Below are 15,843 nucleotides of genomic sequence, written 5' to 3'. Positions count from 1 at the left end.
CACGTTATCGACCACCACCGACGATCTTGCGGACCCGTCCCCGAGTTGTCCGTGACCGGCTGTGTGTCACCAGTTGGACGGCGCGTAGTCCTTGAGGAAACACCCGTGCAGGTCCTCGCCCGCCTCGCCGCGGACGATCGGGTCGTACACCCGGGCCGCGCCGTCGACGAGGTCGAGCGGGGCGTGGAAGCCCTCCTGCGCCAGTCGCAGCCGCATCGGGTGCGGCCGCTCGTCGGTGATCCACCCGGTGTCGACGGCCGTCATGAGGATCCCGTCGGTCTCCAGCATCTCCGTCGACGACGTGCGCGTCAGCATGTTCAACGCGGCCTTCGACATGTTGGTGTGCGGGTGCCCGGGGCCCTTGTAGGCGCGGTGGAACTGCCCCTCCATCGCGCTCACGTTGACGACGTAGGTGCGCCGCGCGGGCGAGGCCGCCAGCGCGGGCCGCAGCCGCGAGATCAGGATGAACGGCGCGGTCTGGTTGCACAGCTGGACCTCGAGCAGCTCCAGCGGGTCGACGTCCTCGACCGGCTGCGTCCAGCTGTTGACGTGCGCGGTGTCGGGCAGCAGGCCGCCCGCGTCGATCGACACGATGCCGGCCTCGACCCGCTCGGGATCGGCGCTGCCCGCGGTGAGGGCCAGCTCGGTGAGCGCGTGCGGCGACAGCGCGGCCGACTCCAGCGCGGCCGGGCGCAGCGCCCCGGTCAGGGCGGCCGGGTGCGCCGCGGACACGTCGCCGAAGCGCAGCACCTCGGGGACCGTCCCGGCGGGCAGGACCGCGTCCAGGTCCTCCTGCTCGGCGGCCACCAGCGCGGAGTACGAGCCGGGGGAGCGGCGCACGGTCTGCGCCGCGTTGTTGACCAGGATGTCGAGGTGGCCGTGGGCGGCGACGTCGTCGGCGAGGCGCACGACCTGCGCCGGGTCGCGCAGGTCGATGCCGACGATCCGCAGCCGGTCGAGCCAGTCGGCGCTGTCGGGCATCGCGGCGAAGCGGCGCGCCGCGTCGTTCGGGAAGCGGGTGGTGATCGTGGTCTGCGCGCCGTCGCGCAGCAGCCGCAGCGCGATGTACATGCCGATCTTGGCGCGCCCGCCGGTGAGCAGTGCGCGCCGGCCGGTGAGGTCGGTGCGGGCGTCGCGGCGGGAGCGGTTGAGCTCGGCGCACGGCGGGCAGAGCTGGTGGTAGAACGCGTCGACGACGGTGTAGCGCTGTTTGCACGTGTAGCAGGACCGGGCGCGGTGCAATGTGCCCGCGACGGCGCCGGGCGTGGCCGACACCAGCGGGACGCCCCGGGTCTCGTCGTCGATCCGCCCGGGCGCGCCGGTGGCGGTGGCCTCGGTGACCGCTCTGTCGGCCTCGGTGACCGCGTCGCGCTTGGCCTTGCGCCGCCGCTGGCGCACCGACTTCCAGATGCCCGCGGTGGCGCGGCGGATCGCGACGGCGTCGGGATGTTCGGTGGGCAGCTCGTCGACCTGCGCGAGCACCCTCAGGCAGACGGCGAGATCAGCGGGGTCGACCCCCGGCGCAGGGGGGCCGGCCACGGGCGTGGGGGAGGGTTCGGTGACGGTCACGGCGGTCCTCAGGCGAACTCGGCCAGCGCCTTGCGGGCCTGCTCCAGCTCGGCCTCCAGCGCCGCGACGCGGGCCTCGCGCTCGACGCGCGCGGCGGAGACGACCTCCTCGATCGGGGCGGCGAGGTCGGCGTGCAGCTCGGCGGCCGCGCGGATCACGGCGGTGGCGGTGACGGGCAGCGCGCGGGCGACCCAGTCGGCGCCGCGCTTGAGGTCGGCCTGCCACTCGCCGTCGGCGCTGCCGCTGACCGTGAGGGTCAGCTCGATGACGCGGGTGCGGCGGGCCGTCGACGTCGACCCCTTCGGCCGGCCACGACGGCGCGGCGCCTCGGCGCCGGTGCCGTCACCGGGGTCGTTGCCCGCGGCGGCGCCGGGGTCGGTCGGGGCAGCCGTCGGGTCGCCGGCCTGCGGGTCGTCAGGGGTCGTCACGTGCACGCCTCTCGTGGTCGCTCCACCGAACAGGGTGATCGTAGAACGGGCGTTCGAATCGTCCGGATGCGGGTAGGTGGTGCGGATCGCATCCGTTTCCTGGTGTCCGGCGGTGCATTTACATCAAGCACCGATGTAAATTTCGGGTATGTCCGCACCTGTCGACGCCCCGGAGCTCGCCGACCTCGCGGTCACCCTGGAGCGGGTGGCCGGCTGGGTGCGACGGACCAGCCCGCCCGCCGAGTGGAACCTCGTCGCCCTGTCCACACTCGACCGTCTCGACCGCACCGGGCCCCAGCGCGTCTCCGACCTGGTGGCCCGCGAGTCGATCTCGCAGCCCGGGATGACCGGGCTCGTCGCCCGCCTGGAGTCGGCCGGGCTCGTCGCGCGCGCCCCCGATCCCACCGATGGCCGCGCCACCCTCGTCTCCCTCACCACTGCCGGACAGGCCTACCTGCGAGAACGACACCGGCTGCGCGCGGAGACGGTCGTGATGCGCCTGCGGTCGCTGCCTGCGGCCGACCGCCGCGCCCTGCTCGCGGCGCTGCCCGCCCTCGGCCGGCTCGCCGACCAGCCCGGGACGGAGGACCTGCGATGAGCTCCCACGCCGACGCCGGCCCCTCCCCGCAGCCCAGGGCGGTCTGGGCGGTCGCGTTCGCGTGCGCCATCTCGTTCGATGCCGGGGACGCCGCCGCGGAGGAGGCCGCCACCGAGGTGCCCGCCGTCGAGGTGCCCGCCGTCGAGGAGGACGCCGTGCTCGCCGAGGACGCCCTGCACCGCTCGCCCCGGAGCCCGCACCACGTCCCGCCGCAACGACACGGTGACGCACAGGCGCGGGTCGCGCCCGCGCGGCGCGCCCGATGACCGCCGCGCCGTCCGGGCCGGCCGACTCCGGGCACGACCCGGAGCGGGACCCCGAGCAGGAACCACGGACGCCCCGCAATCCCGACCGGCCGCGCCCGGCGCCCGCCGGCGCCCGCGGCTTCGAGCTGGGCTGCGACGGCCCGTCGACGCTCGTCGTCGGCATCGACGGCTCCGACACCGGCTGGCGCGCCCTGTACTACGCGGTCGGCCAGGCCCGGCGACAGGGCAGCAGGGTCGTCGCCGTGTACGCCGAGCGGCAGACACCTCTGGTGGCGACGCCGATGATGGTCCCGATCATCGACGGCGAGGCCGACGCGGAGTTCCGGGACTCGCTGGCCACCACGGTGGCGGAGCTGGGCGCGGAGTTCGGGGTCGGGACGGAGCTGGTGGTGCTGGCCGCCGACCCCGTCGTCGCGCTGCTGCAGGTGGCCGAGTCGGTGCGGGCGGACGCGATCGTCGTCGGCGCCAGCGAGCAGACGGGACACCGGCTCTTCGGCTCGATCGCGCTGCGGACGGTCAGGACGGGCCAGCGCCCGGTCACCGTCGTCCCCTGACCTTCGTGCGGCCGGACCCACGAGGCGCCCGACCCCGACGTGTCGTCAGCGCGGCGAGGTGGCTCTGGTGACACGTTCGGTGAGAGGACCTGCCTGCGCAGGACGCCGGGTCAGACCGGCGGGCTCGCCGGCGAACCCGTGCTGGGCGACGTGCCCGGCGCGGCGGACTGCGCGCGGCGGCGCATCAGCGCCGGGACGCCGAACACCAGGATCGCCGTCACGCACATCGCCAGCAGCTCGGCCGCGCCGAGCCCGAACCCGCCCAGCAGCACCGCCGCCGCGAGCAGTCCGAGACCCAGGACCGCAGCGACGACGAACTCGGCTCTCGGGACGAGGCGTCGTCGTCGGCGGCCGCCGCGCAACGCATCGTCGAGGTCGGGGAACTGCACGACCAGTTGGCGTTCCAGCTGCTCGAGACGCTGCCGCTCCGCGGAGCTCAGTGGCGTCTCCGGATCCGGAGGGGTCACACCTTCTTCTACCCCTTTCGGAGGCTGTCCACACGTGGTTCGCCGACCATCCTCGGCAGTGCGCGGGTCGTCGTCGTACGGTCGGCGCATCGTCGCACCAGACGCACACCGCCCGGGGGGACCATGAGCACAGCCACCGACGCCGCTCGGGTGGAGGAGGTGGCGGGCCGGGTCGTCGCCGACCACGATCCGCGCCGTCTGCCGGTGCAGGAGTTCCTCGGTGCGTGTTTCGACGCCGGGCTGTCCTGGGTGCACTTCCCCGACGGCCTGGGCGGGCTCGGGGTGTCGCGGGGCCTGCAGGCCTCGGCCGACGCCGTGCTGCAGTCCGCGGGCGGGCCGGTCCCGTTCCGGCTCAACCCCATCGGCTACGGGATGGCGGCGCCGACGATCAGCGAGCACGCCCGCTCGCCGGAGCTGGCCCGGAGCTGGCTGCGGCCGCTGGCGACGACCGAGGAACTCTGGTGCCAGCTGTTCTCGGAGCCGGGTGCCGGGTCCGACCTCGCGGGCCTGGCGACCAGCGCGGTGCGTGACGGCGACACCTGGGTCGTCAACGGGCAGAAGGTGTGGACGAGCCTGGCCCACCGCGCCCGGTGGGCTCTGCTGCTCGCGCGCACCGACCCCGACCAGCCCAAGCACAAGGGGCTCACCTACTTCGTCCTCGACATGGAGGCCGCCGGGGTGCGGACGCGGCCGCTGCGCCAGATGACGGGCCAGGCGGAGTTCAACGAGGTGTTCCTGGAGGACGCCCGCATCCCCGACGAGCACCGCCTCGGCGCCGTGGGCGACGGCTGGCGCGTCGCGATGACGACGTTGATGAACGAACGGTCGGCGATCGGCGCGGGCGGCGCCGAGCGGGGGTCGGGCACGATCGCCGACGCACTGGCCCTGTGGGCGGACCGCCCGCACCGCCGCACACCGGTGCTGCGCGACCGGCTGGCCGCGCTGTGGACGCGGTCGGAGGCGCAGCGCCTGACGTCGGCGCGGGCGCGGCGCGGGGTGGCGTCCGCGGGGTCGCCGGGACCGGAGGGTTCGGTCGCCAAGCTGGTGTCGGCGGAGCTGAACCAGGACGTGTACGAGTTCTGCATGGACCTGCTGGGCCCGGAGTCGACGCTGTACTCCTCCTACGAGGTGCGCCGCGACGGCCGGGAGGCCGACTGGCGGGGTGCGGTGCAGCAACGGTTCCTGCGGTCGCGGGCGAACACGATCGAGGGCGGCACGTCGGAGGTGCTGCGCAACATCCTGGGCGAGCGGGTGCTGGGGCTCCCGGGCGACCTGCGCGCCGACGCCGGCAAGGCGTGGAAGGAGGTGCCCCGTGGCTGACACCGCGACCGAGGTGGCGACCGAGCCGCACACCGGGCCCGTCGAGTTCGACGTCACCGAGGAGCAGCAGGAGCTGCGGGCCGCGGTCCGCCGGTTCTGCGCAGAGCAGTCCGACGGCCCGGCAGTCCGCCGGCACATGGAGTCCGAGCACGGCCACGACCCGGCGGTGTGGGCGCGGCTGGGCCGCGAGCTGGGCGTGCTGGGCCTCGCGGTGCCCGAGGAGCTGGGCGGCGCCGGGGCCGGTCTGGTCGAGCAGTCGATCGTCGTCGAGGAGCTGGGCGCGGCACTGCTGTGCGGGCCGGTGCTGGGGACGATCGGGCTTGCGCTGCCGGCGCTGGTCGCGTCGTCGGCGGGTCCGCTGCGCGACGAGCTGGTGCCGTCGCTGGTCGACGGGTCACGCACGGCGGCACTGGCCGCCCCGGAACGGGCCGGGCTGTTCGACCCGCACGCCATCACGGTCGGCGCCGTGCACGCGGGCGACGGCTGGGAGCTGACGGGCGTGGTGCCGCAGGTCGTCGATGCGGCGGGCGCCGACCTGCTGCTCGTCGCCGCGAGCGGACCCGAGGGCATCGCGCTGTTCGCGGTGCCGGGCGCCGCCGAGCAGGTGCAGACCGAGCCGTTGACGACGCTGGACCTCACGCGCCGGCAGGCGACCGTCCGGATGCGGGAGGCGCCGGCCCGGCTGCTGGCGGGCGCCGACGAGATCGACGCCGTCCTCGGCCACGCCTTCTACACAGCGTCGGCGCTGCTCGCCGCGGAGCAGGTCGGCGGCGCACAGCACATGCTGGACGTGACGGTGGCGTACGCGAAGGAGCGGCTGCAGTTCGGCCGTCCGATCGGCTCGTTCCAGGCGGTGAAGCACCGCCTCGCCGACATGCTGGTGCTGGTGGAGCACGCCCGGTCGACGGCGCAGCACGCGGCGTGGGCACTGCAGACCGGCTCCGACGACCCGTTCCTGGCCACCAGCATCGCGCAGGCCACGTGCTCGGAGGCGTACTACCGGGTGGCGGCCGACGCGGTGCAGCTGCACGGCGGCATCGGGTTCACCTGGGAGCACGAGGCGCACCTGTACTTCAAGCGAGCGGTCACCGACGCGGCACTGCTGGGCGGCGCGGAGATCCACCGGGACCGGATCGCGGCCGCGGTGCTCGACCACGTCCGGGCCACGCCCGGGGTACCGCCGGTGGCGGACGGGCGCGCGTGACCGCCCTCCCGGTGCGCGTGCTCGTCGCCAACCGCGGCGAGATCGCGATCCGCATCCTGCGCACCTGCGCCGAGCTGGGAGTCGAGGCGGTCGCCGTGTTCTCGGGCGACGACGCCGACGCCCCGCACGTCCGCGCCGCCGACCACGCCGTGGCGCTGCCGGGGGCGGGTCCGGGCGCCTACCTCGACGTCGACGCCGTCGTCGCCGCGGCCCAGGAGGCGGGCTGCGACACCGTGCATCCCGGATACGGCTTCCTGTCGGAGAACCCGGTGCTGGCCCGCGCGTGCGCCGCGGCCGGGCTGACGTTCGTCGGTCCGGACGCCGCCGCGCTGGAGCGCTTCGGCGACAAGACCCGCGCCCGCCGGGTCGCCGCCGCCGCGGGCGTGCCGGTCCCGGAGGGCACGGACACCCCCGTCGATCTCGACGGCGCCGCCACGTTCCTCGACGGCCTCGGCGCGGGCGCGGCCGTCGTCCTCAAGGCCGTGTCCGGCGGGGGCGGGCGTGGCATCCGCCCGGTGTGTGACCGCGCCGACCTCGCGACGGCCTTCGCATCGGCCGCCCGGGAGGCGGCCGCCGCGACCGGTGGGGGCGGGGTCTACGTCGAACGCCTCGTCGTCGACGCCCGGCACGTCGAGGTGCAGGTCGCGGGCGACGGCGAACGGGTGGTCGCGCTCGGTGACCGGGACTGCAGCGTGCAGCGTCGTCACCAGAAGCTGGTGGAGATCGCCCCCGCGCCCGGGCTGTCCGACGCGGTCCGGGAGCGGCTCGGCTCGGCCGCGGAGGCGATCGTCGGGAGCGGCTACCGCGGCCTGGGCACGGTCGAGTTCCTGGTGACCGGCACCGGCTCCTGGTTCCTGGAGGTCAACCCGCGGCTGCAGGTCGAGCACCCGGTCACCGAGGAGGTCACGGGTCTCGACCTCGTCGCCACCGGGCTGCGGCTCGCCGCGGGCGCAACCCTGGCCGACCTCGGGCTCGACGGCCGCCCGCCCGCGCCGCGCGGTAGCGCGGTCCAGCTGCGGGTCACCACCGAGACAGTCACCCCCGATGGGCTGCGGCCCGCCACGGGCACCATCGGTGCGCTGGCGCTGCCGTCGGGACGCGGGGTGCGCGTCGATGCCGCCGCCCACCCCGGCTACGCACCCAGCCCCCGTTTCGACCCGTTGCTCGCCAAGGTGATCGCGCACGGCCCCGACCTGGGCGCCGCGCTCGCCGTCGCGCGCCGGGCACTGGCGGAGACGGTCGTCGGTGGCGTCGACACGACGGTCGGGCTGCTGCGCGCGCTGCTGGCCGACCCGGCGTGGGTGCCGGGGGAGTCGGGCACGGACTTCCTCGACACGCACCTGCCGCGGCTGGCCGCCGCGGCCGTCGACCTGGTCCCCGCGACGGAGCCCGACGCGGCCCCCGTCACCGGGACACCGGCGCCGATCTCGGCCACCCCGCCCGAGGGCACCCTCGCCGTCACCGTGCCGACGACCGGCACCGTCGTCACGGTCGACGTCGGCGAGGGTGACGAGGTCGCCGCCGGCGCGACGCTGCTGGTGCTCGAGGCGATGAAGATGGAGCACCCCCTCCTCGCCCCCGCGGCCGGTGTCGTGCGGCGCGTGGACGCCGCCGTCGGCGACACCCCGCTGGCCGGGGCCGCCGCCGTGTACCTGGAGGAACGCGACTCCGTGGGGGACGCCGCCGCCGACGTCGCCGACCTCGATCCCGACCACGTCCGCGACGACCTCGACCAGGTCCTGCGACGCCGCGCCGTCGGCCTCGACGCGGCCCGCCCCGGCGCGGTCGCCCGCCGCCGCCGCCGTGGCCGCCGCACCGCCCGGGAGAACGTCGCCGATCTCGTCGACCCCGGCACGTTCGTCGAGTACGGGGCGCTCGCGATCGCCGCGCAACGTCGCCGCCGCACCGTCGACGACCTGGTCGAACGCACTCCGGCGGACGGGCTCGTCGCCGGCACGGGCGATGTCGGCGGACACCAGGTCGTCGTGATGTCCTACGACTACACCGTGCTCGCCGGCACCCAGGGCGCGCACAACCACAAGAAGAAGGACCGGCTCTTCGAGCTGGCCGACCACCGGATGCTGCCGCTCGTCGTGTTCTGCGAGGGCGGCGGTGGGCGGCCCGGCGACACCGACGGCAGCTGGGTCTCGATGCTCGACGTGCCCGCCTTCCACCTGTTCGGCCGGCTGTCGGGGCGGGTGCCGCTCGTCGGGATCGTCTCCGGCTACTGCTTCGCGGGCAACGCGGCGCTCGCCGGCTGCTGCGACGTCGTCATCGCCACCGAGGACGCCAACCTCGGCATGGGCGGCCCGGCGATGATCGAGGGCGGCGGCCTGGGGGTCGTCGAGCCCGGTGAGATCGGCCCGATGCGCGACCAGGTGCCCAACGGCGTCGTCGACATCCTGGTCGCCGACGAGGCCGAGGCGGTCGACGTGGCCCGCCGCTACCTGTCGTACTTCCAGGGCCCGCAGGACCGCTGGGTGGCTCCCGACCAGCGCGTCCTGCGCCACGTGGTCCCGGAGAACCGGGTCCGGGTCTACGACGTGCGCGCCGTGGTCGACGGCCTCGCCGACGTCGGCTCGGTGCTGGAGCTGCGCCGCGGGTTCGCCGCCGGGATGGTCACCGCGCTGGTCCGGATCGAGGGCCGTCCGATGGGGCTGCTCGCCAACGACCCGACCCACCTCGGTGGCGCGATCGACCGTGACGGCGCCGACAAGGCCGCCCGATTCATGCAGCTCTGCGACGCGTTCGGGCTGCCGATCGTCTCGCTCGTCGACACCCCCGGGTTCATGGTCGGGCCAGAGTCCGAGCGCACCGCGACGGTGCGTCACTTCGGGCGGATGTTCGTCGTCGGAGCCAATGTCGACGTGCCGATCGGGATGGTCGTGGTGCGCAAGTGCTACGGCCTGGGCGGGCAGTCGATGGGTGGCGGCTCGACGAAGGCACCACAGTTCTGTGTGGCCTGGCCGACCGGAGAGTTCGGCGGGATGGGCCTGGAGGGTGCGGTCCGGCTGGGCTACCGCAAGGAGCTCGAGGCCGTCGAGGACCCGGCCGAGCGCGACGCGCTGTACCGCAAGCTCGTCGCCGAGATGTACGAGCAGGGCAAGGCCACCAACACCGCCAGCGTCTTCGAGATCGACGACGTGATCGACCCGGTGGAGACCCGGCGCTGGATCGTCGAGGGCTTCCGCGGCTACGTGCCCGCCGACATGGGCTCGCGCCGCCGCAACGTCGACACCTGGTGAGGGGGAGTGGCGGGTTCCCGGCCGGGCCCGGCCCCGATCGGGACCGGCCGGGTGTCGGTGGCTGATCATTGCCCGACCAGTGGCTGATCAGGGCCCGGTCAGGACGTGATCAAGCGTGGTCAGGCGACGATCAGGTACAGCCCGTAGCCGACGATGGCGACGACGGCGGCCAGGCACAGTCCCGCGACGGCGGTGCCCGTCGCGGCGCTCATCACCGGCTCCGCACCGTCGGTGGGCCCACCGACGGGCTGACGCACCCGCGCCGAGAGCCCGACGAGGGCGAAGGCCAGCAGCACGACGACGGCGACTCCGGCGGCCAGTGACACCAGCGCCACGATGCCGAGCGATCCCCAGGCGATTCCCATCGGTTCCTCCGGTTCAGGACGCCGTCGTGGCGGGGGTCTTCTCCGCCGGCGCCGGGACCTCGTTGACGTTGTGGGCGGTGACGGGCTTGCGGCGCGAGAGCGCGTAGATGCCCGCGCCGACGGCGACCGCGACGATCGCGACGACCACCGTGCCGACGGTTCCGGTCGAGGCGGCCCAGGCGGCGACGGCGCCGACGGCGGCCGCGGCGGGCAGCGTCAGCAGCCAGGCGAGTGCCATCTGGCCGGCGACGCCCCACCGGACCGAGGCGAGCCGGCGTCCCGCGCCCGCTCCGAAGATCGAACCGGTGGCGACCTGCGTCGTCGACAGGGCGAAGCCCAGGTGCGAGGAGGTCAGGATGACCGCGGCGCTGGCCGACTCGGCGGCGAAGCCCTGCGGGGTCTGGATGTCGCTGACCCGCTTGCCGAGGGTCTGGATGATGCGCCAGCCGCCGAGGTAGGTGCCGAGCGCGATGGCGAGACCGGCGGAGAGGATGACCCAGAACGGCGGGCCGGAGTTCGGCGCCAGCACGCCTGCGGTGATCAGGGTCAGGGTGATGATGCCCATCGTCTTCTGGGCGTCGTTCGTGCCGTGTGCGAGCGCGACCATCGACGCGGACACGATCTGACCGACCTTGAAGCCCTTGCTGACGGTCCCTTCCTCGCCGCGCCTGGTGATGCGGTACGCGAGGTAGGTCGCGATGAGCGCGACGACGCCGGCCAGCAGCGGCGACAGCACGGCGGGCAGCACGACCTTGGTGAGCACGGTGCCGAAGCGCACGGCGTCGGTGCCGGCGGCGACGAGCGTCGCGCCGATCAGGCCGCCGAACAGGGCGTGCGAGGAGCTCGACGGCATGCCGAGCAGCCAGGTCAGCAGGTTCCACAGGATGGCGCCGACGAGCCCCGCGAAGATCACCACCGGGGTGATCCTCGCTTCGTCGACCAGGCCACTGGAGATCGTCTTGGCGACCTCGACGGAGAGGAAGGCGCCGACCAGGTTGAGCACACCGGCCACGGCGACGGCGACCTTGGGGCGCATGGCCCCGGTCGCGATGGAGGTGGCCATCGCGTTCGCCGTGTCGTGGAAGCCGTTGGTGAAGTCGAAGATCAGCGCGGTCCCGACGACCACGACCACGATCACGGACAGATCCACGGAATCTCCCTCTTTCGGGTACGGCGGGACGCTACGGACGGTCGGCGAACGAGAGACGAACGCACGCCGTCGTCCAGATGCCGGACGGACCGGGATCGGGAGAACGAAACCCTTGCGCGCCAAGGGTTCTGACCGTTCCATGAGGATTGACCGATATGCCGGTGGTGGTCGGCGCCCCCGGGCGGTGGCACGGTGGGCGGATGCGATCGCTGCTGCTCTCGAGACGGGATCTCGACTTCCTGCTGAACGACTGGCTGCAGGTCGAGAAGCTGACCTCACGGCCCCGTTTCGCCGTGCACGACCGCGACACCTTCGCCGCGGTGCTCGACCTGGCCGAGGAGGTCGCGACCGAGCACTTCGCTCCGCACCGCAAGGTCTCCGACAGCCGGGAGCCGGAGTTCGACGGCGAGCGCGTGCACCTGCCCCCCGAGGTCGGGGACGCTCTGCGGGTTCTCGCCGGCACCGGGATGATCGGCGCCGCGATGGACGAGTCCGTCGGCGGGATGCAGCTGCCGCAGGCCGTCGCCCAGGCCTGCTTCCTGTGGCTGCATGCCGCCAACGTCGGCACGGCCGCGTACCCGTTCCTCACCGTCGCCAATGCGAACCTGCTGCTCGCGCACGGCTCGCCCGAGCAGGTCGACACCTGGGTGCGCCCGATGCTCGAGGGCCGGTTCACCGGGACGATGTGCCTGTCGGAGCCGCAGGCCGGGTCGTCGCTGTCCGACGTGACGACCCGCGCCGAGCCCCGCCCCGACGGCACCCACCGGCTGTTCGGCACGAAGATGTGGATCTCCGGCGGCGACCACGAGCTGTCGGAGAACATCGTCCACCTCGTGCTCGCCCGCATTCCGGGCTCACCGCCCGGGGTGAAGGGGCTGTCGCTGTTCGTCGTGCCGCGGTTCCTCGTCGGTGTGGACGGCGCGATCGGCGATCGCAACGACGTCGTCCTCGCCGGGCTCAACCACAAGATGGGCTACCGCGGCACCGTGAACACGCTGCTGAACTTCGGCGAGGGCCGGCACACCCCGGGTGGCGAGCCGGGGGCCGTCGGCCACCTGGTGGGGGAGCCGAACCACGGCCTCCAGCAGATGTTCCACATGATGAACGAGGCCAGGGTCGGCGTCGGCGGGGGCGCGACCGCGCTGGGCTACGCGGGCTACCTGCACGCGCTGGACTACGCCCGGACCCGCCCGCAGGGCCGCCCGCCCGGTGCCAAGGACCCGGCCGCGCCGCAGGTCCCGCTCGTCGCACACGCCGACGTGAAGCGGATGCTGCTGGCGTCGAAGTGCTACGTGGAGGGGGCGCTGGCGCTGGTCCTGTACTGCGCGCGGCTGCTCGACGAGGAGCGCACCGCCGACGACGCGGGCGACCGCGCCCGCGCGCACCTGCTGCTGGAGGTCCTCACCCCGGTCGCGAAGAGCTGGCCCTCGCAGTGGTGCCTCGCCGCCAACGACCTCGCGATCCAGATCCACGGTGGCTACGGCTACACCCGCGAGTACGACGTCGAGCAGCTGTACCGCGACAACCGGCTGAACGCCATCCACGAGGGCACCCACGGCATCCAGGCGATCGACCTGCTGGGGCGCAAGGTCGTCATGCAGGGCGGTGCCGGGCTGACGTTGCTGGCCGAGACGATCCGGGCGACGACAGCACGGGCCGCAGGTGCGGGCGGGACGGCGGCGGAGCTCGCCGGCGCACTCGATGCGGCGGTCGGCCGGATCGTCGGGGTCACCTCGACGTTGTGGGCAGCGGCTGATCCGGAGGTGTCACTGGCCAACGCGTCGGTGTACCTGGAGGCGGTCGGTCACGTCGTCGTCGGCTGGATGTGGCTCGAACAGCTCCTCGCCGCGGGGGAACGGCCCGGGGACCTGTTCGACGGCAAGCGCGCCGCGGCTCGCTTCTACCTGCGCCACGAGCTCCCGCGGACGGGCCCGTGGCTGGACCTGCTCGCGAGCGTGGACCGCACCACCGTCGACATGAAGGACGCGTGGTTCTGAGGAGGTCGCCGGCCTACCGTGCGGCGTCGAGGTCGCGCTCCACGCGGTCGAGCGCCGTGCGGATCGTCTCGCAGTAGCCGGCGGTGGCCTCGTCGTCGGGGAGGTCGTCCATCCGGGCCCGCGCGGCCTCGACGTGCTCGCGGGCACGCCCGTGATCGCCCAGGCGGCGCAGCACGTCGGCCAGGTTGAGGTGCAGCGACGGGTAGAACCCGGCGATGTGGAGCGAGGGATGGTGCGCCTGGGCGCTGTCGTCGCTCGCCCCGGCCGCCGCCGCGAGCGCCCGCTCGTCCCACATCAGCTCGGCGTGCGGGTCGGGCTGGACGTCGGCCGCGTAGTGGGCGAGCACGCAGCGGTGGAACGGGTCGCCGTCGGGCCCGGCGAGCTCGTCCCACAACGAGTCGAACTCCGCGGCCGCGGCCTCGATGTCCCCCCGGCGCGACCGCTCGACCGCCGCGGTGATGCGGTCCATGATCGGCGCGGCGGCTCTCGATGAGTCGCGCGAGGCTGTCTCGTCCATGCCGCGGACGCTAGCGGCGCCCACCGACAGAACCGGGCCCTCAGCGCTCCCGCGCGAGCTGCTGGGAGATCACGCCCTGGAGGTGGGTGAGTCCCGGCGTGCCCAGCCCGCCGAGCTGCGACTCGAGCTGCCGCAGCAGGTGCGGGTCCGCCACGCCGCTCTCGCTCGACTGCAGCAGCACCGTCCCGGCGCCGGTGAAGTCGAACTGGCGCTCCTCGCCGGACTCGGCGCCGAAGAACCCCATGGCGGACTGCAGGAACCCGGCCATCCAGCCCGCGTCGTAGTGGTGCGACGGCGACGGGCAGTCGGCCCAGCCGACGAGCGCCTGTGGGTCGACCCTGATCGGCGGCTCGGCGAAGATCACCGGCCCGGAGCTGGAGGCGAGGAACTTCCCGGTGCCGATCAGGGTGAGGAAGCCCGGCACGATCGACTGCTTGAGCTCGAGGGTCTCGTCGAAGGCGAGCAGGTTCGACGCACGCAGGGTCAGGTTGCCCTCGTCGAGGTCGTAGCTGTTGATGTCGTAGCCGCGGTCGCCGAGGATCAGGTGCCCCGCGCCCGACGCGACGACCCAGTCGCGGGTGTAGAGCGGCGCGGAGAAGCGCGCCGCCACCATGCCGCCGATGCTCGCCGATGTCAGCGGCTCGAACCGGATCGGCTGCCCGCCGGGACCGGGGTAGTAGGCGATCATCCGGCCGGTCTGCATGAACAGCCGCCCCTGCAGGCGCACGCAGTAGGCGTAGTGGTTGCCGGGGATGTTGTCGTTGTCGGGCAGGGTCTGCGGCGACAGGGGAGTGGTCACTTCGCGGGCCTCAGATCTTCTGCTCGGACGCCTGGACGAACACGGTGCCGTGGCCGGTGAGCTTGAGCTGCACGGCCTCACCGGACCCGCGGCCGACGGCGTCGCGCCAGCTCGCGTTGAGCGAGACGTCGGCGCTCACCTGGCCGACGTGCGCGACGAATGCCTGCGGGTCGACGGTCGTCACGACGCCGGGGCGGACGTCGAGGGCGATGGTGCCGCCGTGGGACAGCAGCGCCGCGGCGCCGACGCCGTGGAGCTGGGTGGTGAACAGGCCCTGCCCGCTGACGGCGCCGCGCACCGCCCCGCGCAGCCCGCCCTGCGAACCGAGGAAGACGACGGCGGACTGCAGGTGCGCGTCGTGGGCCACGAGCCGGTCGGCCTCCACGGTGAGAGGCCCGGACCCGTCGAGCTCGACGACGGTGACGTGCAGGCCGCGGTGTCCGTAGTAGACGGTGCCGCTGCCCTGGGCGACCATCATCGGCACCTGCTCGCCCTGCAACATCCGCCCGGCCATACCGCCGACGCCGCCCGGTCCGGCGTGCACGGGGCTGAACCCGACGGAGCCGGTGTAGGCGAGCATCGCGCCGCGGCGGGCGAGGATCTCGCGGCCCGGTTCGACCTGGGCGGCGACGACCTTGTGGTTGATCTCGGTGAAGCCCACGCTCAGCGCTCCTCGGGCTGGATGTAGACGACGCCCTGGCCGTCGAAGCGCAGGGAGAACGCCTCACCCGAGCTCTCGCCGATCAGGTTGCGCCACGAGACGTCGGTGACGAAGGTCTGGTCGAGCTGTCCCTGGCTCGCGATGAATGCGTCGGGGTCGACGACCAGCGGGTACTGCGGGGAGACCTCGAGCGCGATCGGTGGCCCGCCCGCCGAGAGCAGGGCGACGACGCCGTGGCCGGAGACGGTCGTCGTGAACAGGCCCTGGCCCGAGGAGGCGCCGCGCAGGCCCGAGAACGCGACGTCGGTGGACAGCCCGTCGGACAGCGCGAGCAGACGTTCGGACTCGGCGCGCAGCGTGCCGCCCGCCAGGTCGACGACGAGAATCTCCATGGCGTCCTTGGCGAACCGGACGGTGCCCTTGCCGCTGCACTGCATGAGGGAGATCGACTCGCCGGTGGCACGGCGCTTGAGGGCGGCGCGCAGTCCGTCGCCACCGCCCATGCCGGCGTTCTTGAAGGTCACGTCGCCGTCGTAGGCGATCATCGAGCCGGTCGCCGCGCGTACGGAGCCGCCGCCGAGGTTGACCTCCAGGATGCGGGTGCCGTGGAGCCGGAAGGGCTGCATGCCGCGATCCTGGCACGCCCGTCCGGTTCGTCCGCCACCGTCCCGGTCGTCCGCGGCCGAACGGGCGTTTGTGAGGC

General features: G+C 73.8%; 16 protein-coding genes. 7 read left to right on the top strand and 9 right to left on the bottom strand.

The window, feature by feature from the left end; translation table 11 throughout:
• Positions 1–66: 66 nt before the first annotated feature.
• Both TOK_RS03575 and TOK_RS03570 read right to left on the bottom strand, forming a co-directional pair.
• Complete coding sequence (locus TOK_RS03575; RefSeq protein ID WP_253258158.1) at positions 67–1,569, bottom strand: SDR family NAD(P)-dependent oxidoreductase; 1,503 nt, start codon at positions 1,567–1,569, stop codon at positions 67–69.
• An 8-nt stretch (positions 1,570–1,577) separates the two neighbouring features.
• Complete coding sequence (locus TOK_RS03570; RefSeq protein WP_098956351.1) at positions 1,578–1,997, bottom strand: DUF6319 family protein; 420 nt, start codon at positions 1,995–1,997, stop codon at positions 1,578–1,580.
• A 148-nt stretch (positions 1,998–2,145) separates the two neighbouring features.
• On the opposite strand from TOK_RS03570, the gene TOK_RS03565 reads away from it, so the two are divergent.
• Genes TOK_RS03565 through TOK_RS03555 form a run of 3 tightly spaced genes read left to right on the top strand, consistent with a single transcriptional unit; the run spans position 2,146 to position 3,415 of the window.
• Positions 2,146–2,595, top strand: a complete 450-nt coding sequence (locus tag TOK_RS03565) for a MarR family winged helix-turn-helix transcriptional regulator (RefSeq protein WP_098956331.1) — start codon at positions 2,146–2,148, stop codon at positions 2,593–2,595.
• The gene (locus tag TOK_RS03560; protein WP_098956330.1) at positions 2,592–2,861 is read left to right on the top strand and encodes a hypothetical protein; all 270 of its coding nucleotides are present in this window, start codon (positions 2,592–2,594) and stop codon (positions 2,859–2,861) included. Before TOK_RS03565 ends, TOK_RS03560 begins: the two co-directional genes overlap by 4 nt.
• The gene (locus tag TOK_RS03555) at positions 2,858–3,415 is read left to right on the top strand and encodes a universal stress protein (protein ID WP_098956329.1); all 558 of its coding nucleotides are present in this window, start codon (positions 2,858–2,860) and stop codon (positions 3,413–3,415) included. The genes TOK_RS03560 and TOK_RS03555 overlap by 4 nt, the downstream gene beginning before the upstream one ends.
• A gap of 110 nt (positions 3,416–3,525) precedes the next feature.
• On the opposite strand, the gene TOK_RS03550 is transcribed toward TOK_RS03555, so the two are convergent.
• Entirely contained in the window at positions 3,526–3,882 is a 357-nt protein-coding gene (locus tag TOK_RS03550; RefSeq protein WP_172457388.1) for a DUF3040 domain-containing protein, read from the bottom strand.
• A gap of 123 nt (positions 3,883–4,005) precedes the next feature.
• On the opposite strand from TOK_RS03550, the gene TOK_RS03545 reads away from it, so the two are divergent.
• Genes TOK_RS03545 through TOK_RS03535 form a run of 3 tightly spaced genes read left to right on the top strand, consistent with a single transcriptional unit; the run spans position 4,006 to position 9,651 of the window.
• A complete protein-coding gene (locus tag TOK_RS03545; protein WP_098956327.1) occupies positions 4,006–5,202 on the top strand; it encodes an acyl-CoA dehydrogenase family protein in 1,197 nt (398 codons plus the stop codon).
• A complete protein-coding gene (locus TOK_RS03540; protein ID WP_098956326.1) occupies positions 5,195–6,406 on the top strand; it encodes an acyl-CoA dehydrogenase family protein in 1,212 nt (403 codons plus the stop codon). Before TOK_RS03545 ends, TOK_RS03540 begins: the two co-directional genes overlap by 8 nt.
• Positions 6,403–9,651, top strand: a complete 3,249-nt coding sequence (locus tag TOK_RS03535; protein ID WP_098956325.1) for a carboxyl transferase domain-containing protein — start codon at positions 6,403–6,405, stop codon at positions 9,649–9,651. Before TOK_RS03540 ends, TOK_RS03535 begins: the two co-directional genes overlap by 4 nt.
• A gap of 119 nt (positions 9,652–9,770) precedes the next feature.
• Here TOK_RS03535 and TOK_RS03530 read toward each other — a convergent pair whose 3' ends face one another.
• Together TOK_RS03530 and TOK_RS03525 are read right to left on the bottom strand one after the other, a co-directional pair.
• A complete protein-coding gene (locus TOK_RS03530; RefSeq protein ID WP_098956324.1) occupies positions 9,771–10,016 on the bottom strand; it encodes a hypothetical protein in 246 nt (81 codons plus the stop codon).
• Between the two features lie 13 nt (positions 10,017–10,029).
• A complete protein-coding gene (locus tag TOK_RS03525) occupies positions 10,030–11,166 on the bottom strand; it encodes an inorganic phosphate transporter (RefSeq protein WP_098956323.1) in 1,137 nt (378 codons plus the stop codon).
• A gap of 200 nt (positions 11,167–11,366) precedes the next feature.
• Between TOK_RS03525 and TOK_RS03520 the strand changes: the two genes are divergently transcribed.
• On the top strand, positions 11,367–13,163 hold the full coding sequence (locus tag TOK_RS03520; protein ID WP_098956350.1) for an acyl-CoA dehydrogenase: 1,797 nt from the start codon (positions 11,367–11,369) through the stop codon (positions 13,161–13,163).
• A 13-nt stretch (positions 13,164–13,176) separates the two neighbouring features.
• Here TOK_RS03520 and TOK_RS03515 read toward each other — a convergent pair whose 3' ends face one another.
• Genes TOK_RS03515 through TOK_RS03500 form a run of 4 tightly spaced genes read right to left on the bottom strand, consistent with a single transcriptional unit; the run spans position 13,177 to position 15,766 of the window.
• Positions 13,177–13,680, bottom strand: a complete 504-nt coding sequence (locus TOK_RS03515) for a hypothetical protein (RefSeq protein WP_253258157.1) — start codon at positions 13,678–13,680, stop codon at positions 13,177–13,179.
• A gap of 40 nt (positions 13,681–13,720) precedes the next feature.
• Positions 13,721–14,479 carry an AIM24 family protein gene (locus TOK_RS03510; protein ID WP_098956321.1) on the bottom strand — a complete coding sequence of 253 codons (759 nt, stop codon included), beginning with the start codon at positions 14,477–14,479 and terminating at the stop codon, positions 13,721–13,723.
• A gap of 10 nt (positions 14,480–14,489) precedes the next feature.
• A complete protein-coding gene (locus TOK_RS03505) occupies positions 14,490–15,140 on the bottom strand; it encodes an AIM24 family protein (protein WP_098956320.1) in 651 nt (216 codons plus the stop codon).
• Between the two features lie 2 nt (positions 15,141–15,142).
• Positions 15,143–15,766, bottom strand: coding sequence for an AIM24 family protein (locus tag TOK_RS03500; RefSeq protein WP_098956319.1), 624 nt, complete (start codon positions 15,764–15,766; stop codon positions 15,143–15,145).
• Between the last annotated feature and the right edge of the window lie 77 nt (positions 15,767–15,843).

The organism is Pseudonocardia sp. N23 (assembly GCF_002583555.1).
Classification (GTDB): domain Bacteria; phylum Actinomycetota; class Actinomycetes; order Mycobacteriales; family Pseudonocardiaceae; genus Pseudonocardia.
This window is presented reverse-complemented; position numbering and strand designations above follow the sequence as displayed.